The following is a 21,664-nucleotide window of genomic DNA, read 5'->3' as shown; positions in this document are numbered from 1 at the left end:
AGGTACCGCCTGGATCAGTTCTCGAGAGTCAACAGGCCTTGATGGCAGGTCGGCGCTGTGCGACCTGCCTGCCAAACATTGTACAAACTTGTGTACAACTCGCAAGGTCGAGCCCTGAAACTATTTGGAGAACTGATTGCCGCTGGGAAAGGTGGATATGGAACCGGAATTTCCGCAGCGGCAGAACAGCGTTAAATCCTGCTGCCATGTAGGAGCTGTCCCAAACCGGCGCTTGGCGCGATATCAAGACAGCCCCACTCCTGCAGCAGTACTCAAATGCGTGGGAGCGGCGGTGCGCCGATGCGACTTGCCCCGCGATGCCCTTTTTGGGTCGTCAACACCCCATGCCCAGTTCGGCATCGTCCATCAGCGCCTTGGCCAGGGCGCTCAGGTAATACGAGGCCCAGAGCAGTTGGAGCTTTTCCTCCATGATCCCGGTGATGGTCAGGTTGCCCAAGGTGACCTGGGCGATGGCCACTTCTGCCCCCATATCACCCACACCAATTAACCTGTCCCCTGCCCCACCACCCCGCCTAGACTCGCTGCACCCCGAACCAGGAATGCAGCCATGTCCGAGCAACTCCTCAGCAGCCGCAACCTCGCCTTCGAACTCTACGAAGTCCTCGACGCCGAGGCCCTGACCCAGCGTCCGCGCTTCGCCGAGCACAGCCGCGAGACCTTCGACGCGGCGCTGACCACCGCCCGCACCGTTGCCGAAAAGTACTTCGCCCCGCACAACCGCAAAGGCGATGAAAACGAGCCCCGCTACGTGGACGGCCGTGCCGAGCTGATCCCGGAAGTGAAACCGGCCGTAGACGCCTTCCTCGAAGCGGGCTTTCTCAACGCCAACCGCGACTTCGAAGTCGGCGGCATGCAGCTGCCCAGCCTGGTATCGCAAGCCTGCTTCGCCCACTTCCAGGCGGCCAACGCCGGCACCACGGCCTACCCGTTCCTGACCATGGGCGCGGCCAACCTGATCGAGAGTTTCGGCACTGAGGAGCAAAAGCGCCTGTTCCTGCAGCCGATGATCGAGGGCCGCTACTTCGGCACCATGGCCCTGACCGAGCCGCATGCCGGCTCGTCGCTGGCCGATATCCGCACCCGCGCCGAACCCGCAGGTGACGGCAGCTACCGGCTCAGAGGCAACAAGATCTTCATCTCCGGCGGCGACCACGAGTTGTCCGAGAACATCGTGCACATGGTCCTGGCCAAGCTGCCGGACGCGCCGGCCGGGGTGAAGGGCATCTCGCTGTTCATCGTGCCCAAGTACCTGGTCAACCCCGACGGCAGCCTGGGTCCGCGCAACGATGTGCTGCTGGCCGGGCTGTTCCACAAGATGGGCTGGCGCGGCACCACTTCTACCGCGCTCAATTTCGGCGACAACGGCCAGTGCGTCGGCTACCTGGTCGGCCAGCCGCACCAGGGCCTGGCCTGCATGTTCCAGATGATGAACGAGGCGCGCATCGGCGTCGGCATGGGCGCGGTGATGCTCGGCTACGCCGGCTACCTGTATTCACTGGAGTACGCCCGCCAACGCCCACAGGGCCGCCTGCCGGACAACAAGGACCCGCACAGCCCCGCTGTGCCGATCATCGAGCACAGCGATGTCAAGCGCATGCTGCTGGCACAGAAGGCCTACGTGGAGGGTGCTTTCGACCTGGGCCTGTACGCGGCCCGGCTGTTCGATGACACCCACACGGCGGCGGATGAAAACACCCGCCAGCAAGCCCAGGAATTGCTCGACCTGCTCACCCCGATCGTCAAGTCCTGGCCTTCGGCGTTCTGCCTGAAGGCCAACGAGCTGGCAATCCAGATCCTGGGCGGCCACGGCTATACCCGCGAGTACCCGGTGGAACAGTACTACCGCGACAACCGCCTCAACCCGATCCACGAAGGTACCGAAGGCATCCAGTCGCTCGACCTGCTCGGGCGCAAGCTGGCGCAGAACAACGGCGCCGGGCTCAAGCAACTGATCCGCCGGATCGCCGGCACCTGCGAGCGCGCCAGCCATCATCCGAACCTGGACAACCTGCGCCAGCCACTGGAACAGCTGGTCAATCGCCTGCAAGCGGTCACCCTCGTCCTGCTCGGTGACCTGGCCCAAGGCAAGGTCGCTGGGGCCCTGGCCAACTCGGCGCTGTACCTCAAGGCCTTCGGCCACTGCGTGATCGGCTGGCGCTGGCTGGAGCAGGCCATCCATGCCGAGGTCGGCCTGCTCAAGGGCCGCGACCGCGACTTCTACCAAGGCAAGCTCCAGGCCGCGCGTTATTTCCTCACCTGGGAAGTGCCGGGCTGCCATAATGACCTCGCTTTGCTCGAGGCCCGCGACGATACGTGCCTGGGCATGCAAGAGGGGTGGTTCTAGGGGGAGCCACCGCGCACACGGAGGTTTCCCATGTTCGACTCCAGCACCCTGCTGCGCCAGCGTTTCCAAGCGCTGCGCAGCACGGCCGAACTGTTCTCGCTTCGCCATGTGAAGCAATCGCACCAGTCACTGTCGGTTCGGCGCAACGTCGCTGAGCCGCCCTTCTTCAGCCAGGACGAAGGCGCCATGCTCACTGTGCGGGTCAATGGCGTCGAGGCCTACGCGGCCACCGCCGACCTGTCCCAGGCAGGCCTGCAACGCGCCCTGGAACAGGCCGAGGCACTCGCCCGGCGGATCAAGGCCAGCAGCCTGCTCGACCTGAGCGGCCAAGCCGCCCCGAGCGGGCGTCACGATCATGTCTCGCCCAATTTCGAACAGTCCCTGCCCAACCTCGCCGACTGCCTGGAGCTGCTCGCCGCCGAATCGGCCAGCGTGCCCAGGGACGAGCGCCTGGTGGACTGGCAGGCGAGCCTGGGCTTCAGTGTGGTCGAACAGACCTACCTGAACTCCGCCGGCGCCGAGCTGCGTCACGCCCAGCGCTTCATCTACCCAGGCTTGGCCGTCACCGCCAGCGACGGCCAGGACAGCCAGAGCCGCAGCCTGGGCCGGGAGAACTTCGGCCAGCAAGGCGGCTTCGAAGTGGTCGAGCGCTGCGGCCTGGTCGGCGCGGCCCGCCGGGTGGCCGACGAGGCGCTGCAACTGCTGCTGGCACCGAACACCCCGGCCGGTCAGCGCGATCTGTTGCTGATGCCCGACCAGATGATGCTGCAGATCCACGAATCCATCGGCCACCCGCTGGAACTGGACCGCATTCTCGGCGATGAGCGCAACTACGCAGGCACCAGCTTCGTCAAAGCCGGCGACTTCGGTCATCTACAGTACGGCTCGAAGCTGCTCAACGTGACCTTCGACCCGACAATCCATGAGGAGCTGGCCAGCTACAGCTTCGATGACGACGGCACTCCGGCCAGCAAGCAGTTCCTGATCCGTGATGGCCTGCTGGTGCGCCCCCTGGGTGGCGCCCTGTCGCAACTGCGCTCGGGCCTGGACGGCGTGGCCAACAGCCGCGCCTGCGGCTGGAACCGCGCGCCGATCGACCGCATGGCCAACCTCAATATCGAGCCGGGCGACCAGACGCTTGCGCAACTGATCGCCGGCATCGAGCACGGCATCCTGATGCGCACCAACCGCTCCTGGTCCATTGATGATGCGCGCAACAAATTCCAGTTCGGTTGTGAGTGGGGCCAACTGATCGAGAACGGCGAACTCAAGGGCGTGGTGAAGAACCCGAACTATCGCGGCATCTCCGCCGACTTCTGGCGCAACCTCTCGGCGGTCGGTGACCGCAGTACCTTCCAGGTACTCGGCACGCCCAACTGCGGCAAAGGCGAGCCCAACCAGGTGGTGCGGGTCGGCCACGCCTCGCCGGCCTGCGTGTTCCGCCAGATCGACGTATTCGGAGGGGACGCCTGATGAGCACCGTCTACCAGCAACGTTTCGAAAGCTTGCTCGATGGCCTGAACGCCGCCATGCAGCCCGGTGAGCAGTTCACCCTGGGCTACAGCGCCGAGCACTCGCAGTTCGTGCGTTTCAACCACGCCAAGGTGCGCCAAGCCGGGCTGGTCAGCCAGGCCAGCGTGCAGTTGCGGCTGGTCCGCGACGGGCGCCAGGCCGAGCAACAGATCACCCTGGGCGACGATTCAGAGCTGGACCGCCAGCGCCTGCACGATGCCCTGGCGCAGCTGCGCCAGACCCTGCCGCTGCTGGCTGTAGATCCCTACCTGAACCTCGACGACAGCGCCTGGCACAGCCATAGCCTGCAGGAGCAGCCACTGCCCGAGCTGGACGAAGTGCTGGCCTTGGTCGAGCGTGGAGCCGGCGATCTGGACCTGGTCGGCATCTATGCCGCCGGCCCCATCTGCCGCGGCTTCGCCAGCTCGTTCGGCGCCTTTGGCTGGCACCAGGCCAACAGTTTCAACTTTGACTGGAGCCTGTTCCACGCCAACGGCCAAGCCGTCAAAGCCAACTACGCAGGGCAGGCCTGGAGCGGCGAAACCTTTGCCGCACGCCTGTGTCAGGCTCGCGAACAGTTGGCGCACCTGGGGCGCCCGGCCGTCACCCTCAAGCCCGGCAGCTACCGCGCCTACCTGGCGCCGGCGGCGATGGACGAGATCGCCGGCATGCTGTGCTGGGGAGGCTTCTCGACACAAGCCCTGGCCACTGGCAACAGCCCGTTGCAGCGCCTGTACAACGGCGACGCGCAGTTGAGCCCACTGGTGAGCTTCAGCGAACAGGTCAGCGGCTCGCTGAGTCCGGCCTTCTCCGACGAGGGCTCGCCGCGCCGAGACCTGCTGCTGATCGGCGAAGGGCGGGCGCTGGAGCGACTGGTGAGTGCGCGCAGCGCCGTCGAATTCGGCCAGCGGGCCAATGGCGCCGACAGCTACGAGTCGCCCTGCGCGCTGAGCCTGGCGCCGGGCAACCTGCCCGGCGAGCAGATTCTCGAACGCCTGGGCACTGGCCTTTACATCAGCAACCTCTGGTACCTGAACTACTCGGACCTGCCGGCGGCGCGCATGACCGGGCTGACCCGCTTCGCCACTTTCTGGGTGGAGAACGGGCAGATCCAGGGCCCGGTGAGCACCATGCGCTTCGACGACAGCCTCTACAACCTGCTGGGCAGCCAACTGGAGGACCTGACCCAGGAGCGCGAGATGATCCTGTCGACCAGCACCTACGGGCAGCGCAGCACCGGGTCGAGTCATCTACCCGGGGCGTTGGTCAAAGGCCTGACCCTGACATTGTGATCGACAGGACTGGCCTCATCGCTGACAAGCCAGTTCCAACAGTGGCCGGCATGCACTGCCCCTGTGGGAGCCGGCTTGCCGGCGATGAGGCCAGCACCGGCAACACAGGACATTGAGGTAACCCATGCCCGACCGTGCCCCGCTGGACCCCGTCACCGCCCGCTGGATCCCCTGGGTGGTGGCCATCGCCTTCTTCATGCAATCGCTCGACGGCACCATCCTCAACACCGCGCTGCCGGCCATGGCCCGGTCGCTTGCCGAGGACCCGCTGCGCATGCAGGGGGTGATCATCGCCTATATGCTCACCGTGGCCTTGCTGATCCCGGCATCGGGCTGGATCGCCGACCGCTTCGGCACCAAGCGCATTTTCTTCAGCGCCATCCTGCTGTTCAGCTTCGGCTCGCTGTTGTGCGCCATGGCCAACAGCCTCGGCTTCCTGATCTTCGCCCGGGTCGTGCAAGGCCTGGGCGGCGCACTGATGCTGCCCGTGGGAAGGCTGGTGGTGTTGCGCGCCTACCCGCGCAGCGAACTGGTGCGGATCATGAGCTTCATCACCATCCCCGGCCTGCTGGGGCCACTGCTCGGCCCGACCGTGGGCGGCTGGCTGGTGGAAATCCTCAGCTGGCACTGGATCTTCCTGCTCAACCTGCCGGTGGGCGCCGTGGGTTGCTATGCGGTGTGGAGGTTCATCCCCGACCTGCGCGGCGCCGAGCGCACCACCTTCGACGGGCCTGGCTTCCTGTTGTTCGGCGCGGCGATGGTACTGATCACCATCGCCATGGAAGGCCTGGGCGAACTGCACCTGCCGCACCTGCGGGTGATGCTGTTGCTGTTCGCCGGCATGGCCTGCCTGGCCGCCTACTGGCTGCGCGCCGGGCGCGACCCGGAGCCACTGTTCTCGCCGTCATTATTCCGCGTACGCACTTTCGCCATCGGCATCCTCGGCAACCTGTTCGCCCGCCTGGGCAGCGGCGCCCTGCCCTTCCTGGTGCCGTTGCTGCTGCAAGTGGCGCTGGGTTATTCACCGGCCCAGGCCGGGATGAGCATGATTCCGCTGGCGGCGGCGGCGATGCTCGCCAAGTCGGTCGCCCGGCCGCTGATCGAGCGCCTCGGCTACCGCATCGTGCTCACCGGCAACACCCTGCTGCTGGGCCTGCTGCTGGCCAGCCTGGGGCTGGTCGACGAACAGACGCCGTATGCGCTGCTGCTGGCGCAGCTGGCGATGCTGGGTGCGGTGAACTCGATGCAGTTCACGGCGATGAACACCGTGACCCTGATCGACCTGGACGACGCCAGCGCCAGCAGCGGCAACAGCCTGCTGTCGGTGGTCGCGCAACTGTCGCTGAGCCTGGGCGTGGCCTGCGCCGGCGCGCTGCTCGGTGGTTTCACCGCGGCCGGCAGCGCCGAAGGCGTGGAAAGCACCCTGGGGGCGTTCCAGCTGACCTTCGTCACCATCGGCGTGATGGCCATGCTGGCGGCGGCGATCTTCCTGCAACTGGCGCCGACAGACGGAAGGCGCGCCCGTCGTCCGGAAGAGCACGTGGAGTCGTAGGGCGAATGGCTTCGAGGCTGGTAGACTGTGCGACATTTTTCGCTTCGCACCGCAGGCCCGCCTCGTGACCGTTGAAACCACCGCCTTTGCCACCCTCCCGCTGTCCGCTGCCATGCTGGCCAACCTGGACGCCCTGGGCTATGCCTCGATGACCCCGATCCAGGCCCAGAGCCTGCCGGTGATCCTCAAGGGCCAGGACCTGATCGCCCAGGCCAAGACCGGCAGCGGCAAGACCGCCGCCTTCGGCATCGGCCTGCTCAACCCGATCAACCCGCGCTACTTCGGCTGCCAGGCCCTGGTGCTGTGCCCGACCCGCGAGCTGGCCGACCAGGTGGCCAAGGAGCTGCGCCGCCTGGCCCGCGCCGAGGACAACATCAAGATCCTCACCCTGTGCGGCGGCGTCTCGTTGGGCCCGCAGATCGCCTCGCTGGAACACGGCGCGCACATCATCGTCGGCACCCCGGGGCGCATCCAGCAGCACCTGGACAAGGGCACACTGGTCCTCGACGGGCTCAACACCCTGGTACTCGACGAAGCCGACCGCATGCTCGACATGGGCTTCTTCGACGCCATCGCCAGCATCATCGGCAAGACCCCGGCGCGCCGCCAGACCCTGCTGTTCTCGGCCACCTACCCGGCCGGTATCGAGCAGTTGGCCAAAGCCTTCATGCGCCAGCCGCAACAGGTCAAGGTCGAAGCGCTGCACAGCGACAACCAGATTGAACAGCGCTTCATCGAGATCGACGCTCAGCAGCGCCTGGACGCCGTGACCCGTGTACTCGGCCACTACCGTCCACAGTCCTGCGTGGCGTTCTGCTTCACCAAGCAGCAGTGCGAGGACGTGGTCGCCCACCTCACCGCCAAGGGCATCGTCGCCCAGGCCCTGCACGGCGACCTGGAGCAACGTGACCGCGACCAGGTGCTGACGATGTTCGCCAACCGCAGCAGCTCGGTGCTGGTGGCCACCGACGTGGCCGCCCGCGGCCTGGACATCGATGGCCTGGACATGGTCATCAACGTCGAACTGGCGCGTGATGCCGAGATCCACGTGCACCGCGTTGGCCGTACCGGTCGCGCCGGCGAGAAAGGCGTGGCGGTCAGCCTGGTGGCACCGGCCGAAGGCCATCGCGCCCAGGCCATCGAAGACTTGCAGAAGCAGCCGCTGCGCTGGGAACAGCTGGACAGCCTCAAAAGCAAAGGCGGCGAGCCGCTGCTGCCACCGATGACCACCCTGTGCATCGCCGCCGGGCGCAAGGACAAGCTGCGCCCGGGCGATATCCTCGGCGCGCTGACCGGCGACGCCGGGCTGCCGGGCAAGCAGGTGGGCAAGATTGCCATCTTCGACTTCGTGGCATTCGTGGCCGTGGAGCGGGCAGTGGCCAAGCAGGCCATGCAGCGCCTGAACAGCGGCAAGATCAAAGGTCGCGCCCTGAAAGTCCGTATCGTCTGAAGTCTTTTTGGGGCTGCTGCGCAGCCCATCGCCGGCAAGCCGGCTCCCACAGGGTTTGGTGTTATCCCTGTGGGAGCCGGCTTGCCGGCGATGGGCCGCGCAGCGGCCCCGGCTATTGAAGAGGTAACACCGTGCACTCCACCGACGTGATCATCCTCGGCGCCGGCGCCGCCGGCCTGATGTGCGCCCTGCTCAGCGCCCAGCGCGGGCGCCGGGTGCTAGTGCTCGACCACGCCAACAAACCGGGCAAGAAGATCCTCATGTCCGGCGGCGGGCGCTGCAACTTCACCAACATGTACACCGAGCCGGCCAACTTCCTCTCGCACAACCCGCACTTCTGCAAGTCGGCATTGGCCCGCTACACCCAGTGGGACTTCATCGAGCTGGTGTGCAAGCACGGCGTGCCGTACCACGAGAAGAAACTCGGCCAGCTGTTCTGCGACAACAAGTCCAGCGACATCCTCGACATGCTCCTGGCCGAGTGCGACCAGGCCGGCGCCGAGCTGCGCATGAACACCAGCATCGACAAGATCGAAAGGACCGAGGCCGGCTACAGCCTGCAGACCAGCGCCGGCCCATTCGCCTGCCAGTCGCTGGTAATCGCCACCGGTGGCCTGTCGATCCCGACGCTCGGCGCCAGCGGTTTCGGCTATCAGGTCGCCCGCCAGTTCGGCCACGAACTGCTGCCGACCCGAGCCGGCCTGGTACCGTTCACCATCACCGAGCCCCAGCTCAAGGCACTGTGTACCGAGCTGTCCGGCACCTCGCTGGACTGCATCGCCAGCTGCAATGGCACCAGCTTTCGCGAGAACCTGCTGTTTACCCACCGTGGCCTGAGCGGGCCAGCGATCCTGCAGATCTCATCGTTCTGGGAAGCCGGCGACACCGTCGAAATCAACCTGCTACCTGATCGCAACGCCTTGGAATGGCTGCAAGGCCAACAAGCCGAGCGTCCCAATAGCGAGCTGAAGACCGTGCTGGGCGAGGTGTTCACTCGCAAGCTGGCTAACTTGCTGGCCGAGCAGTGGTTCGAGTCCAAGCCACTGAAGCAATACACCCCTGCGCAGCTGGCGCAGGTCGCCGAAAAATTGGCGGCCTGGCAAGTAGTGCCGGCGGGGACCGAAGGCTATCGCACCGCGGAAGTGACCTTGGGCGGCGTGGATACCCGCGAAGTGTCTTCGAAAACCATGGAATCGCTGAAAAGCCCGGGGCTGTACTTCATCGGCGAAGTACTGGATGTCAGCGGGCACCTGGGCGGTTTCAACTTCCAGTGGGCCTGGGCCTCGGCCAACGCGGCGGCGCAGTTCGTGTAGAGTAGAATCCATTCAGCAGCACGGAACGCTTCTTGCTGGTTTGTGCTGTGAAGGGTGCGAAACCATCGCGAAGCAAGCCCGCTCTCACGTCAGAACGGTGGGGGCGGGCTTGCCCTGCGATGAGGCCCCAGAGATTCTTTTTCGAATACTGCCCAGCAGGCCATCATGTCATCGAGCTCGTTCCGCCATTCATTGCGTCGCCTGTGGGGCCAAGACAAGTTCAGCTATGCCATCCGCGTGACCATCGCCCTCACCGGCAGCATGGCCTGGTGCTGGTACCAGAACGAGATGAGCCTGCTCATCCCGCTGTTCCTCGGCATCATCGCCAGCGCCCTGGCCGAGACCGACGATGGCTGGCAGGGCCGCCTCAGTGCCCTGCTGGTCACCCTGGGCTGTTTCGCCATTGCCGCGCTGTCGGTCGAGCTGTTGTTCCCCTACCCCTGGGTCTTTGCAATCGCCCTAGCCCTGGCGGCGTTCTCCCTGACCATGCTCGGGGCCCTGGGCGAACGCTATGGGGCGATCGCCTCGGCCACGCTGATCCTGTCGGTCTACACCATGATCGGTGTCGACCAGCGCGGCGGAGAGGTCAGCGATTTCTGGCACGAGCCGTTGCTGCTGGTGACGGGTGCGGCCTGGTACGGACTGCTGTCGGTGGTGTGGCAGGCGCTGTTTTCCAACCAGCCGGTGCAACAGAGCCTGGCCAGGCTGTTCTACGAGCTGGGCAGCTACCTCAAGCTCAAGGCCAGCCTGTTCGAGCCGGTCCGCACCCTTGATGTCGAGGCCACACGCCTGGAACTGGCCAAGCAGAATGGCAAGGTAGTGGCCGCGCTCAACGCCGCCAAGGAGATCATCCTGCACCGGGTCGGCAACAGCCAGCCCAACTCCAAGGTCAGCCGCTACCTCAAGCTGTATTTCCTGGCCCAGGACATCCATGAGCGGGTCAGCGCCTCGCACTATCCGTACAACGGCCTGACCGAGGCGTTCTTCCATAGCGACGTGATGTTCCGCTGCCAACGCCTGCTGCGCAAGCAGGGCTCGTCCTGCCAGGAGCTGGCGCGCTCGATCCGCCTGCGCCAGCCGTTCGTGCTGGCCAGCGGCTACCCCGAGGCACTGGAAGACCTCAATGCCTCGCTGGAGCACCTGCGCACCCAGAACAACCCGGCCTGGCGCAGCCTGCTGCGCTCGCTGCGGGCGCTGGCCGCCAACCTGGCCACGCTGGACCGGCTGCTCAGCGCCGCCAGCAACCCGGACAGCCTGGCCGATGCCAGCGACAGCAGCCTGCTCGACCGCTCGCCACGCAACTTCAAGGATGTGTGGAAACGCCTGCGCACCCAGCTGACACCCACCTCGTTGCTGTTCCGCCACGCCCTGCGCCTGTCGCTGGCGTTGTCGGTGGGCTATGGCATGGTTCACCTGATCCACCCGACCCAGGGCTATTGGATCATCCTCACCACGTTGTTCGTCTGCCAGCCCAACTATGGCGCGACCCGGCGCAAACTGGTGCAACGGATCATCGGCACCGCCATCGGCCTGACCGTGGGCTGGGCGCTGTTCGACCTGTTCCCCAACCCGATCGTCCAATCGCTGTTCGCGGTGGTCGCAGGGGTGGTGTTCTTCGTCAACCGCACCACCCGCTACACCCTGGCCACGGCGGCGATCACCCTGATGGTGCTGTTCTGCTTCAACCAGATCGGCGATGGCTACGGGCTGTTCCTGCCACGCCTGTTCGATACCCTGGTCGGCAGCCTGATCGCCATCCTCGCGGTGTTCCTGTTCCTGCCCGACTGGCAGGGACGGCGCTTGAACAAGGTGCTGGCCAACACCCTCGCCTGCGCCAGCGAATACCTGCGCCAGATCATGCAGCAATACGCCCATGGCAAGCGTGACGACCTGGCCTACCGCCTGGCCCGGCGCAATGCGCACAATGCCGACGCGGCGCTGTCGACCACCCTGGCCAACATGCTCATGGAGCCAGGACATTTCCGCAAGGAGGCCGACGTCGGCTTCCGCTTCCTGGTGTTGTCACATACCTTGCTGAGCTACCTCTCGGGGCTGGGCGCGCACCGCGACACTGCGCTGCCGGCCGAAGTCCATGAGCAGTTGATCGATGGTGCCGGGCGGAGCCTGGCCAGCAGCCTGGACGAGATCGCCAATGGCCTGGCGGCACGCTTGCCGGTGGCGATCCACAGCGACGCCGAGGAGGCGCTGGCCAACGCGCTGGAGCAGATGCCCGAGGAGCTGGACGAGCATCAGCGCCTGGTGCAGACGCAATTGGCGCTGATCTGCCGGCAGTTGGGGCCGTTGCGGACCTTGGCCGGGCATCTGATCAAGGAAGGTCAACCCGCCTGATTGCCCGCTCCCACACCAAGAGCGGGCTCAGAAACCATGCTGGCGCATCAGGCGGGCGTAACTGCCGTCGGCCTTCATGGTGGCGATGGCCTTTTCGAAACGCGCCACGATCTTCTTGTGCTCCGGGTGCTTGAGGCTTACCAGGATGTGCAGGCTGTTCTCGCCCAGCGGCGGGTCGACGAAGGCCACGCCCTCGCGCACCAGCTGCGGCTCGCGCTGCAGGTTGTAGCGCGCCACGTATTCATCCTCTACCGCCAGGTTCACCCGCCCGGCCGCCAGCATGCGCACCGCCGATGAAAAGTTGCGCACCAGCACCTTGTTCAGGCGTTCGTCGCTGTCGAATTCGGGGGAATAGGCGTAGTCGCGCACCACGGCGATGGTGTAAGGGTACAGGTCAGCCTGGCGGGCATAGGCAAAAGCCTCGCCTTCACGCTTGAGCAGGCGGATACGGTTGACCAGGTAGGTCGCGGAGAACTGGCCGATCAGGGTGCGCTCCTGGTTGTACCAGGCATTGATCAGTACATCGTAGCGTCCCTCGCCCACGCCCATCAGCGCCCTGGCCCAGGGCACCTCCTCGAACTCGGTGGCGTAGCCGGCACGGGTCAGCGCCGTGGTGACGATACTGGTGGCCAGGCCGCCACCGGGCATGCTGGTGTCGGTAAAGGGCGGCCAGCTGTCGGCCACCAGCCGCAGCTTGCCATGGGCCAGGGCAGGCCCCGCACACAACAGCCCGAGTAAACCAAGAACGCAAAGCAGTGGCCGCATGCTCAAGTCCTTTCGCAATTGGTAACCCACGCGGAAACGGCGATCTTAACTACTACTGCCCTGGCAGCCTACACAAGGCTGATCGTTGTGGCACGCGACAATACTGTCAAATTGCCTCTATTTTGGCCGGTCTGTGGACAATTTCATCGTTCAGCCGCGCAGGCGTTCGAAGACCCACTGGGCAATCTGCGCATCCTGAACCGCGACACCGGTCAGGTCGGCGAGGGTGACCTCGTGCTGATCCTGACGCCCCGCTTCCTGACCAGCCAGCACCGCGCCCAGTTCCAGCAAGCGAGAAGGTTCGAGCGACCCTGCCTTGAGCGCGTGGGAAACCTCGCCATAGGCTCCGCACTGGGCCTGCGAGTCGACGATGATTCGCGACATCGAGGCGACCAGCGCCGCATCCAGCTCCTGCTTGCCGACGCAGTCCGCGCCGACCGCCGTGATATGGGTTCCGGGACGAACCCACTCGCGCCTGAGCAACGGCTCACGCGACGGCGTGGTGGTGACGATCAGGTTGGCCGCCTGCGCGACAGCCTGCGGCTGCTGGACCGTCTGCACGCTGAAGCCCAACGCCCGGGCATGCTCACGGTAGACCGACAAGCCTTGCTCACTGCGCCCCCAGACAACCACCTGGCGACAGCCCGTCAACGCCATCAGGCATTCAAGTTGCAGACGGGCCTGCAGTCCGGTGCCAAGCACGCCGATGGCCTCCACCTCGCGAGGCGCCAGCAGGCGGGCGACAATGCGCCCGGCCAGGGCGGTGCGCACGGCAGTCAGCCATCCCTGGTCGGCCAGCCAGGCCAGCGGTTCACCGGTACGGGCCGACAACACCAGCATCAAGCCGTCATTGCTGGGCAGGCCCTTGCCCGGATTGTCGTAGAAACCACTGGAGACCTTAACCACGAAGGTTTCGCCGCCTTCGAGATAAGCCGACTTGATGCAGCAATCGCCATTGGCCTGGCGGAACTGGAAGTTCTGCACCGGCGGAGCCTGCACCTGACCCGCACTGTAGGCCCTGAAACCGTCCACCAGCCGCCGCTCGATCGCGTCGAGGTCGAGGCAGGCCTTGATCGCCTGCAGGTCGTGGATCTTCATGCGAGGGCCTCCAGGTATTTCTCCAGCTGGATGTTGCGCCCACACAACACCACCGCCACTTTCTTGCCCTGGTATTGCCCGGCCAGCTGCTTCATGCCGGCCAGAGCGACGGCGGCGGCGCCTTCGATGATCCAGTGCTCGCAGGCGGCAGCGTCGCGCATGGCTTGCCTGATCTCGTCCTCGCTGACCAGCACGGTTCGCGTCAGCAGGCGCTGGCAGAGGGGCAAGGTGACCGTGTCCGCCTCCACGCCGCCGGCAGTGCCGTCGGACAGGGTGGGTAACTCGTCCATCTCTATGACCTGGCCTTGTTCGATGGAGCGTTGCAAGGTCGGCGCATTGACCGGCCAGCAGCCGATGATTTCCACCGATGGCGCCAGCTTGTACAGTGCGGTGGCGATCCCGGACACCATCCCGCCGCCGCCCACGGCGACGAACACCGCATCCAGGTCCGGCGCCTGCTCGAACAGTTCCATGCCGATGGTCCCCTGCCCGGCGATGACCTCCAGGTCGTTGTAGGGCGAGACGAACGGCTTGTGTTGGCGCAACGCCTCCTCGCGGGCCAGTTGCTCCGCCCCCAGCGAATCGACCTCCAGAACCTGCACCTGCGCCCTCAGCAGACGCATCGCCTCGATCTTGGCAGGCGAGGCCTCAGCGCTGATATACACTGTCACCGGCACGTCCAGCAGCTGACCGGCCAGGGCAAGCCCTTGCCCATGATTGCCCGAGGAAGCAGCGATAACCCCCCTGCTCCGTTGCGCCTCGCCCAGCAGGCGCAGCTTGTTGCTGGCACCGCGGAACTTGAACGATCCGGTCAGCTGGAGGTGTTCGCACTTGAGATGGACGTCGCAGCCAGTCATGGCCGAGAGCGCCAGGCTGCGCGCCAGCGGGGTCACCGGTACCAACGGGCGCAGGGCCTGATGAGCCTGGAGAATGGATTGGTACAGCTGCGCGAGCGCCAGATCGTCGATAGGCATGGGGCGGAATCTCCTCGGGAAGCGACAGGCAGGCGCCGGCGCACAATGGAATAAAAATCCACCGTAGAATATTTTTCCACCAAGTACAAGCCTGGAAACTATGCCTCCCGCGCGAGCTTCACATACTTGTAGACCGTAGCCCTGCCCATGCCGAGGATATTGGCCACGTAGTCGTACGTACTGCCGCCGCGGAAGGCGCCTTCCCCGTGCAGGGCCTCGACCAACTCGCGTTTCTGCTCCCGACTGAGCCCGTCGAGGCTCAAGCCATGCTGCCTGAGCCAGGCATGCAGGAAGGTATTGATGCGCTCCTGCCAGTCATCACGGAACAGCACATCTGGCTGGGGCAGCAAGCGGCTGGCCTGGAAGAACAGGTCAAGTGCCTGCTTGGCCTGCTCCAGCACCGAGATGTTGAAGTTGATGCACAGCAGCGCCTCGGGTGCCCCGGCCTCATCGACCATGACACTGCTGATCGAACGCACTTTCTGACCGTTCCAGTTGAGTTTCTCGTAGGGTCCCAGCGGCGTCGTGGCGCCGAGCTCGCCCGGCAGGTCCTCCAGCGCCGAGTCGTCGCCCAACTGCCGCCTGGAAATATTGTTGGCGATATGCACGACTGTCTGGTTGCGTAGATCGTGGACCACCACTTCGGCATGGGGGAACAACAGGGTCGCGACACCATCGGCCATGGCGGCGTAATTGCTGAAACGAGCGTCGATGGCCTTGGAAGACATACGGAACATCCTGAAAGAAAGGTGTGGCGTAGAGAGAGGAGTGAAGCTCAGGGATACCCCAGCACATCGCGAATCTGGCGCAGGTGCTGGATGATCCACTGCTTGTCGATCGCCCCCCAGTCACGGATACGGTAGTGCCCGGCATGGTTGCGCGCACCGAGCTGCTGCTCGAACTCGCAGACGATGTCCAGGTCGGCCAGGGCGGCGATGGTGTCCTGGGCGGTACGCCGGGGCATGCCGGTGGCCTCCATCAACGCCGGTACACTGGTGGCGGTCTGGCTGTCGATCAGCCAGGCCACGTAAAGGCGGCGGTAGAAGCTGCTGCGGGTCTTGCTCACTTCCGTGGTCATGGGGTGCTTGTCCCTCAGGTGTTGCCCGGCAGTTCCCGATAGGTCAGGTAGACGCGCAGGTCGAATTCAAGTTGATGGTAGTCCGGCTCCATGTGCTGACAGAGCTGGTAGAACGCCTTGTTGTGATCGCGCTCCCTCAGGTGCGCCAGCTCATGCACCACGATCATGCGCAGGAACTGCGGCGCTGCCTCGCGGAACAACGAGGCGACGCGGATCTCCTTCTTCGCCTTGAGCTTGCCGCCCTGCACCCGCGATACCGCCGTGTTCAGGCCCAATGCACGGTGGGTGAGGTCCAGGCGGTTGTCGAACAGGACCTTGTCCAGCGGCGGCGCGCTGCGCAGGTACTGCTGCTTGATCTCCTGGGCATAGCCGTACAGGGCCTTGTCGCTCTGCACGTCATGACGTTCGGGATAGCGCTGGCGCAGGTAGTCGCCCAGACGATCACTGGCGATCATCTGGCGCACCTGTTCCTGCAGGTGCGGCGGGTAGGCTTGCAGGTAACGTAGGGCGGTCATGGCAGGCGTTCGGGACAAGAAGACGCGAGTTTAGCCAATCACGACGCCCATGGGAAAAACGCTGGGAAATCGCCAGCGGCGTCGGCGGTGAGCGGCCGGGCCACCAGGAACCCCTGCACGTAGGCGCAACCGGCGCCCTTGAGCCATTCGGCCTGGGCCCGGGTCTCGACGCCCTCGGCGATTACCGTGATGTCATAGGCCGCGCACAGATCGATAACACTGCGCACCAAGGCGATATCCACCGCCGAGTCCGGCAACCGCGCGACCAGGTGGCGGTCGAGCTTGAGCGTGTCGATAGGCAGGTCGCGCAGCATGCGCAGCGAGCAGTCGCCAGCGCCGAAATCGTCCAGCGCCACGCGAATGCCCAGCTCCCGCAGGCGGTGCACCTGCTTCACCGCCGCGTCGATGTTGTACATCAACGAGGTCTCGGCAACCTCCACCTCCAATTGGGCGGGTTGCAGTTGATGCTTGTCGATCACTTGGGCCAGTTCATCGACCAACCCGGGCATGGTGAACTGGGCGCGGCTCAGGCTGATGCCCAGCACCAGCTGCGAGCCAAAGCGATCGCTCCAGGCATTGCGTTGCGCGGCGCCCTTGCGATAGATCCAGCTGGCCAGGCGGTTGATCAGGCGAGCTTCTTCCAGCAACGGGATGAACAGCCCGGGCGGCACGTCGCCGACGCTCGGGTGCTGCCAGCGCAACAACGCCTCGAAGCCGCGCAGCCGGCCATCGGCGAAAGCCACCTGGGGTTGGTAGACCAGGCTGAAATCATTTTGCTCGATGGCCGTGCGCACGCTGTCCTCGAGCATCAGCCGTGAGCGGGCGCGGCCATTGAGTTCCTGGTCGTAGAAGCGGTACTGCTGGCGACCGGCCTGCTTGGCCGCGTACATCGCCGCATCGGCCGCGCGCAGGAGGCCCTCCACGTTGGCGCCGCAGTCGGGGTAGGTGGCGATGCCGATGCTCACCCCCAGGTTGACCTCGAGCCCATCCACCTGCTGGAAGCTCGACATGCGCTCCAACAGCTTTTCAGCATAGCGGCCGGCCTGTTCGGGATACGGCAGGCCGTCGAACAGCGCGGTGAACTCGTCGCCACCCATACGCGCCAGCAGCGCCTCGCTGCCCAGGCACTCCTTGAGCTGGTCGGCCACCCAGCGCAGGACCTTGTCGCCGGCCTCATGGCCGAGCAGGTCGTTGATCCGCTTGAAGCCGTCCAGGTCCATGTACATCAGGGCCTTGGCCTTGTCCGAACGCTCGTTGCGCAGCAACGCGCTTTCGGCGGTCTGGTAGAAGCCACGACGGTTGAGCAGCCCGGTCAGCGGGTCGGTCACCGCCTGGTACTCCAATTGCTGGTGCAGGCTGCGCACCACCGACATGTCCAGCACCGTCACCACCATGGCCTTCTGTTCGGCGGGCAGCGGCGCGCAGGACAATGCCACCGGCACCAGCTGGCCACCGAGGGTGCGCAGCTGGGCATCATGCACACGGAAGATCTGCCGCCGCAGATAGGCCTGGTAGAAGTCCGACTCGTGCCACAGGTTGGCGCAGGGGAGCTGGATCAGCTCCAGCATGTGCGCGCCTTGCAGTTTGTCCACCGGCGCATCGAGCAGGCGTGAGATGGCCGGGTTGGCGAAGCCGATGCAACCCGTTTCGTCCACCACCAGGATGCCCTCTGCGGCATTTTCCAGGATCGAGGCGTTGAATGCCCGCGCTGACTCCAGTTCACGGGTCAGCCGCTGCAGCATGCGCCTGTTGCGCTGCTGCTCCAGCAGGGCCTGGACCTTGGGCTTGAGGATCTGCGGGTCGAACGGTTTGAACAGGTAGTCCACAGCGCCACTGGCATAGCCCTTGAGTACGGCGGCGTCGGACTGCTCGTTGGCGGTCAGGAAAATGATCGGGGTCAAACGCGTGCGTTGGCTGCCGCGCATCAGGCGGGCAACCTCGAAACCGTCCATTTCAGGCATCTGCACGTCGAGCAGGACCAGATCGACCTCGTGCTCGAGCAAGGTGCTCAGGGCCTCCATCCCTGAACTGGCGGTCAATACCTGCCAATCCTGGCGGGACAGCAAGGCCCGCATGCTGATGAGGTTCTCCGGATAGTCGTCTACGACCAACAGAACCGAACTGCTTTCCGGTGTTTGAGAATAAGCGCCATCCATGTTGCTTCTCTTGGTAAGTCCAACTGCGACTTGTTATTGGATCCGATTGTTACTCTAGTCTCGGCCTCCGAAGACGCAATGCAGGTGGATGGCTATAAGCCACTGGAGTTGATGTTAGCCGACTAACGGTATCAGTGCCGGACAGGCGACGCGCGGCCCAGGCCTGAGCGCTCCGCACCAAGCAGCAGGCACAAAAAAGCCCGCATCGCTGCGGGCCCTTCCGTTGAACGGTGCCGGATCAGTTGATCTTGGCCGCCAGTTCACCTTTGGCGTAGCGCTGGAACATGCCTTCCAGGGAGATCGGCTTGATCTTCGAGGCGTTGCCGGCGGTGCCGAAGGCTTCGTAGCGGGCGATGCACACGTCACGCATGGCCTTGACGGTTTCACCGAAGAACTTGCGCGGGTCGAACTCGCTCGGGTTCTGCGCCATCAGGCGGCGCATGGCGCCAGTGGAGGCCAGGCGCAGGTCGGTGTCGATGTTGACCTTGCGTACACCGTACTTGATGCCTTCGACGATCTCTTCGACCGGCACGCCGTAGGTTTCCTTGATGTCGCCACCGTACTGGTTGATGATCGCCAGCCACTCTTGCGGCACCGAGGACGAACCGTGCATCACCAGGTGGGTGTTGGGGATGCGCTTGTGGATTTCCTTGATACGGTCGATCGCCAGCACGTCGCCGGTAGGTGGCTTGGTGAACTTGTAGGCACCGTGGCTGGTACCGATGGCGATGGCCAGGGCGTCCACCTGGGTCTTCTTGACGAAGTCGGCCGCTTCTTCCGGGTCGGTCAGCATCTGGCTGTGATCCAGCACGCCTTCGGCGCCGATACCATCCTCTTCACCGGCCATCCCGGTTTCCAGCGAACCCAGGCAGCCCAGCTCGCCTTCCACCGAAACACCACAGGCGTGCGCCATGGCGACGGTCTGCTGGGTGACACGGACGTTGTACTCGTAGTCGGTCGGGGTCTTGCCGTCTTCACCCAGCGAGCCGTCCATCATCACCGAGCTGAAGCCCAGCTGGATGGAGCGCTGGCACACGTCGGGGCTGGTGCCGTGGTCCTGGTGCATGCACACCGGAATGTGCGGGAACTCTTCGATGGCCGCCAGGATCAGGTGGCGCAGGAACGGCGCACCGGCATATTTGCGAGCGCCAGCGGAAGCCTGGACGATGACCGGAGAGTCGGTCTTGTCGGCGGCTTCCATGATCGCGCGCATCTGCTCGAGGTTGTTGACGTTGAAAGCCGGAACGCCGTAGCCGAACTCGGCGGCGTGGTCCAGCATCTGGCGCATGCTAATGAGTGCCATTGTGTATCTCTCTCCCGACAAGCGTCGTTTGTTTCGTGCAAGCCTGCCGCAGGGGCGGTTGCTGTTCAAGTAGTGTGGGCCACCTGCGCGGCCCGGCCAGTCACGGTGCCTTGCAGCCCCGCCCAATCAGATCGTTGGTCGCCACCCAGTACACCAGGCCTTCTTCACCTTTGGTGTGGAAGGCCAGCATGCCATCGCTGTACAGCGCGCCGGAGGCACCCGGCTCGGCCTTGAGCCGGTAGACCTGGTCGCCGCCACCCAGGCGCACATCGACCGCGTCCTGTTGTGCATCGGCGAAGCGCCACAGCACCTCGGCCTGGCTGTCGCAGACCCATCGGGTCCAGTTGTCCGCCGGGGCGGGTTGAGCGGGTTGCAGCAACGAACAGCCTGCCAGGGTCGCCAGGGTCGCCAGGGCCAACATGGCCAGAAGCGCTTTCATTCAATTACTCCGCCAGGGGCCGCAATGCGGCCCCAATGTCCAAGACCACGAAAACCGCCCCAGGTTGCCTGCCATCCGATCAAGGGCAGCCCGGCGCCTTGCGCTGGTGTTCGTCGTCGTATTTTTCCAGGCCGTCCGGGCCCAGGCGCTTGTTGATCACCGGTGCCGTCTCGGCCTGCCACTGGGACTGGTAGCAACCGCCCTTGGGCGGCTGCGCCGGGTCGGCCTCGCTGCCCGAGTTGCTGGAGCAGGCGCCCAGCAACACGGCCACGATCATCACAGGCAATTGCTTGACCATCAGGTCGCTCCCTTTGCCAGGCGCCTTCAAAATCAGGCCTTGGCCCGTTCTTCCAGGATTGCCACGGCAGGCAGGACCTTGCCCTCTACGAACTCGAGGAACGCGCCGCCACCGGTAGAAATGTAGGAGATATCGGCGCCAACGCCATATTTGTCGATGGCTGCCAGGGTGTCACCGCCACCGGCGATGGAGAATGCGGCGCTGTCGGCGATGGCCTTGGCCAGCACCTTGGTGCCGTTGCCGAACTGGTCGAACTCGAATACACCGACCGGGCCGTTCCACAGAATGGTCTGCGACGACTTCAGCAACTCGGCGAAGTTGGCAGCGGTCTGCGGACCGATGTCGAGGATCATGTCGTCAGCCGCCACGTCGGCGATCGCTTTAACGGTAGCTTCGGCGCTTTCAGCGAATTCCTTGGCAACCACGACGTCGACCGGCAGCGGTACATTGACCTTGGCGGCGATGGCCTTGGCGGTGTCGACAAGGTCAGCCTCGTACAGCGACTTGCCGACCGGGTGACCGGCTGCGGCGAGGAAGGTGTTGGCGATGCCGCCACCGACGATCAGCAGGTCGCAGACGCTGCTCAAGCTGTTCAGCACATCCAGTTTGGTGGAAACCTTGGAGCCGGCAACAATGGCCGCCATCGGCTTGGCCGGGGCCTTCAGGGCCTTGCCCAGGGCGTCCAGCTCGGCCGCCAGCAGCGGGCCGGCAGCGGCGACCTTGGCGAACTTGGCAACCCCGTGGGTGGAGCCTTCGGCGCGGTGCGCGGTGCCGAACGCGTCCATGACGAACACGTCGCACAGGGCGGCGTACTTTTGCGCCAGCTCGTCCGCGTTCTTTTTCTCGCCCTTGTTGAAGCGCACGTTTTCGAATAGCACCAGGTCACCGGCCTGCACCTGAACGCCGTCGAGGTAATCGGCGACCAGCGGTACGTCGCGGCCCAGGGCCTTGCCCAGGTAGTCGGCAACCGGCTTGAGGCTGTTCTCGGCGGAGAACTCGCCTTCGGTCGGGCGCCCCAGGTGCGAGCAGACCATTACCGCCGCGCCCTTCTCCAGGGCCAGCTTGATGGTCGGCAGCGCTGCCAGGATACGCGCATCGCTGGCGACCACGCCGTCCTTCACGGGAACGTTGAGGTCTTCGCGGATCAGCACGCGCTTACCTTGCAGGTCGAGGTCGGTCATCTTCAACACGGTCATGAATGCAGT

General features: G+C 64.9%; 19 protein-coding genes. 7 read left to right on the top strand and 12 right to left on the bottom strand.

The window, feature by feature from the left end:
* Window positions 1-334: 334 nt before the first annotated feature.
* Window positions 335-490 carry a hypothetical protein gene (locus LOY42_RS02600; protein ID WP_306461298.1) on the bottom strand — a complete coding sequence of 52 codons (156 nt, stop codon included), beginning with the start codon at window positions 488-490 and terminating at the stop codon, window positions 335-337.
* Between the two features lie 78 nt (window positions 491-568).
* On the opposite strand from LOY42_RS02600, the gene LOY42_RS02595 reads away from it, so the two are divergent.
* The 7 genes from LOY42_RS02595 to yccS all read left to right on the top strand — a co-directional run bounded on the left by LOY42_RS02595 (window position 569) and on the right by yccS (window position 11,833).
* Entirely contained in the window at window positions 569-2,365 is a 1,797-nt protein-coding gene (locus tag LOY42_RS02595) for an acyl-CoA dehydrogenase (protein WP_198754823.1), read from the top strand.
* Between the two features lie 30 nt (window positions 2,366-2,395).
* Entirely contained in the window at window positions 2,396-3,838 is a 1,443-nt protein-coding gene (locus LOY42_RS02590) for a TldD/PmbA family protein (protein WP_139673936.1), read from the top strand.
* The gene (locus LOY42_RS02585) at window positions 3,838-5,169 is read left to right on the top strand and encodes a TldD/PmbA family protein (protein WP_139673939.1); all 1,332 of its coding nucleotides are present in this window, start codon (window positions 3,838-3,840) and stop codon (window positions 5,167-5,169) included. Before LOY42_RS02590 ends, LOY42_RS02585 begins: the two co-directional genes overlap by 1 nt.
* 124 nt (window positions 5,170-5,293) lie before the next feature.
* Complete coding sequence (gene mdtD, locus LOY42_RS02580) at window positions 5,294-6,721, top strand: multidrug transporter subunit MdtD (protein WP_023632381.1); 1,428 nt, start codon at window positions 5,294-5,296, stop codon at window positions 6,719-6,721.
* A 112-nt stretch (window positions 6,722-6,833) separates the two neighbouring features.
* Complete coding sequence (gene dbpA / locus LOY42_RS02575) at window positions 6,834-8,171, top strand: ATP-dependent RNA helicase DbpA (RefSeq protein ID WP_258601106.1); 1,338 nt, start codon at window positions 6,834-6,836, stop codon at window positions 8,169-8,171.
* A gap of 131 nt (window positions 8,172-8,302) precedes the next feature.
* Window positions 8,303-9,484: an NAD(P)/FAD-dependent oxidoreductase gene (locus LOY42_RS02570; protein WP_258599748.1), complete on the top strand. Its 1,182-nt coding sequence runs from the start codon at window positions 8,303-8,305 to the stop codon at window positions 9,482-9,484.
* 165 nt (window positions 9,485-9,649) lie between these two features.
* Window positions 9,650-11,833, top strand: coding sequence for a YccS family putative transporter (gene yccS / locus LOY42_RS02565; RefSeq protein ID WP_258599747.1), 2,184 nt, complete (start codon window positions 9,650-9,652; stop codon window positions 11,831-11,833).
* A 27-nt stretch (window positions 11,834-11,860) separates the two neighbouring features.
* On the opposite strand, the gene LOY42_RS02560 is transcribed toward yccS, so the two are convergent.
* From LOY42_RS02560 to LOY42_RS02510, 11 genes are all read right to left on the bottom strand, one after another.
* Window positions 11,861-12,598, bottom strand: a complete 738-nt coding sequence (locus tag LOY42_RS02560) for an ABC transporter substrate-binding protein (protein ID WP_258599746.1) — start codon at window positions 12,596-12,598, stop codon at window positions 11,861-11,863.
* A gap of 150 nt (window positions 12,599-12,748) precedes the next feature.
* Window positions 12,749-13,696: an ornithine cyclodeaminase family protein gene (locus LOY42_RS02555; RefSeq protein ID WP_139673954.1), complete on the bottom strand. Its 948-nt coding sequence runs from the start codon at window positions 13,694-13,696 to the stop codon at window positions 12,749-12,751.
* Complete coding sequence (locus tag LOY42_RS02550) at window positions 13,693-14,670, bottom strand: threonine/serine dehydratase (RefSeq protein ID WP_258599745.1); 978 nt, start codon at window positions 14,668-14,670, stop codon at window positions 13,693-13,695. The genes LOY42_RS02555 and LOY42_RS02550 overlap by 4 nt, the downstream gene beginning before the upstream one ends.
* A gap of 98 nt (window positions 14,671-14,768) precedes the next feature.
* Window positions 14,769-15,398, bottom strand: a complete 630-nt coding sequence (locus LOY42_RS02545) for a transcriptional regulator (RefSeq protein WP_110702077.1) — start codon at window positions 15,396-15,398, stop codon at window positions 14,769-14,771.
* A gap of 47 nt (window positions 15,399-15,445) precedes the next feature.
* Window positions 15,446-15,748: a helix-turn-helix domain-containing protein gene (locus LOY42_RS02540; protein ID WP_102682213.1), complete on the bottom strand. Its 303-nt coding sequence runs from the start codon at window positions 15,746-15,748 to the stop codon at window positions 15,446-15,448.
* Window positions 15,749-15,762: 14 nt separating this feature from the next.
* The gene (locus tag LOY42_RS02535) at window positions 15,763-16,263 is read right to left on the bottom strand and encodes a M48 family metallopeptidase (protein ID WP_023631708.1); all 501 of its coding nucleotides are present in this window, start codon (window positions 16,261-16,263) and stop codon (window positions 15,763-15,765) included.
* Window positions 16,264-16,301: 38 nt separating this feature from the next.
* Complete coding sequence (locus tag LOY42_RS02530) at window positions 16,302-18,419, bottom strand: bifunctional diguanylate cyclase/phosphodiesterase (RefSeq protein WP_258599744.1); 2,118 nt, start codon at window positions 18,417-18,419, stop codon at window positions 16,302-16,304.
* A 238-nt stretch (window positions 18,420-18,657) separates the two neighbouring features.
* On the bottom strand, window positions 18,658-19,722 hold the full coding sequence (gene fba, locus LOY42_RS02525; RefSeq protein WP_023631710.1) for a class II fructose-bisphosphate aldolase: 1,065 nt from the start codon (window positions 19,720-19,722) through the stop codon (window positions 18,658-18,660).
* Window positions 19,723-19,822: 100 nt separating this feature from the next.
* Window positions 19,823-20,161 (bottom strand): MliC family protein, encoded by a 339-nt coding sequence (locus LOY42_RS02520; RefSeq protein ID WP_258599743.1) that lies wholly within the window; start codon window positions 20,159-20,161, stop codon window positions 19,823-19,825.
* A 79-nt stretch (window positions 20,162-20,240) separates the two neighbouring features.
* Window positions 20,241-20,492, bottom strand: a complete 252-nt coding sequence (locus tag LOY42_RS02515; protein WP_371918102.1) for a hypothetical protein — start codon at window positions 20,490-20,492, stop codon at window positions 20,241-20,243.
* Window positions 20,492-21,655, bottom strand: a complete 1,164-nt coding sequence (locus LOY42_RS02510; protein WP_198755083.1) for a phosphoglycerate kinase — start codon at window positions 21,653-21,655, stop codon at window positions 20,492-20,494. The genes LOY42_RS02515 and LOY42_RS02510 overlap by 1 nt, the downstream gene beginning before the upstream one ends.
* Between the last annotated feature and the right edge of the window lie 9 nt (window positions 21,656-21,664).

Source organism: Pseudomonas sp. B21-023 (assembly GCF_024749165.1).
In the GTDB taxonomy this organism is placed as follows: Bacteria; Pseudomonadota; Gammaproteobacteria; order Pseudomonadales; family Pseudomonadaceae; genus Aquipseudomonas.
This window is presented reverse-complemented; position numbering and strand designations above follow the sequence as displayed.

Coding starts and splice junctions, on each gene's coding strand:
- LOY42_RS02600 (WP_306461298.1), bottom strand. CDS start 490: ATGGGGGCAGAAGTGGCCATCGCCCAGGTCACCTTGGGCAACCTGACC.
- LOY42_RS02595 (WP_198754823.1), top strand. CDS start 569: ATGTCCGAGCAACTCCTCAGCAGCCGCAACCTCGCCTTCGAACTCTAC.
- LOY42_RS02590 (WP_139673936.1), top strand. CDS start 2,396: ATGTTCGACTCCAGCACCCTGCTGCGCCAGCGTTTCCAAGCGCTGCGC.
- LOY42_RS02585 (WP_139673939.1), top strand. CDS start 3,838: ATGAGCACCGTCTACCAGCAACGTTTCGAAAGCTTGCTCGATGGCCTG.
- mdtD (WP_023632381.1), top strand. CDS start 5,294: ATGCCCGACCGTGCCCCGCTGGACCCCGTCACCGCCCGCTGGATCCCC.
- dbpA (WP_258601106.1), top strand. CDS start 6,834: ATGCTGGCCAACCTGGACGCCCTGGGCTATGCCTCGATGACCCCGATC.
- yccS (WP_258599747.1), top strand. CDS start 9,650: ATGTCATCGAGCTCGTTCCGCCATTCATTGCGTCGCCTGTGGGGCCAA.
- LOY42_RS02560 (WP_258599746.1), bottom strand. CDS start 12,598: ATGCGGCCACTGCTTTGCGTTCTTGGTTTACTCGGGCTGTTGTGTGCG.
- LOY42_RS02555 (WP_139673954.1), bottom strand. CDS start 13,696: ATGAAGATCCACGACCTGCAGGCGATCAAGGCCTGCCTCGACCTCGAC.
- LOY42_RS02550 (WP_258599745.1), bottom strand. CDS start 14,670: ATGCCTATCGACGATCTGGCGCTCGCGCAGCTGTACCAATCCATTCTC.
- LOY42_RS02545 (WP_110702077.1), bottom strand. CDS start 15,398: ATGTCTTCCAAGGCCATCGACGCTCGTTTCAGCAATTACGCCGCCATG.
- LOY42_RS02540 (WP_102682213.1), bottom strand. CDS start 15,748: ATGACCACGGAAGTGAGCAAGACCCGCAGCAGCTTCTACCGCCGCCTT.
- LOY42_RS02535 (WP_023631708.1), bottom strand. CDS start 16,263: ATGACCGCCCTACGTTACCTGCAAGCCTACCCGCCGCACCTGCAGGAA.
- LOY42_RS02530 (WP_258599744.1), bottom strand. CDS start 18,419: ATGGATGGCGCTTATTCTCAAACACCGGAAAGCAGTTCGGTTCTGTTG.
- fba (WP_023631710.1), bottom strand. CDS start 19,722: ATGGCACTCATTAGCATGCGCCAGATGCTGGACCACGCCGCCGAGTTC.
- LOY42_RS02520 (WP_258599743.1), bottom strand. CDS start 20,161: ATGAAAGCGCTTCTGGCCATGTTGGCCCTGGCGACCCTGGCGACCCTG.
- LOY42_RS02510 (WP_198755083.1), bottom strand. CDS start 21,655: ATGACCGTGTTGAAGATGACCGACCTCGACCTGCAAGGTAAGCGCGTG.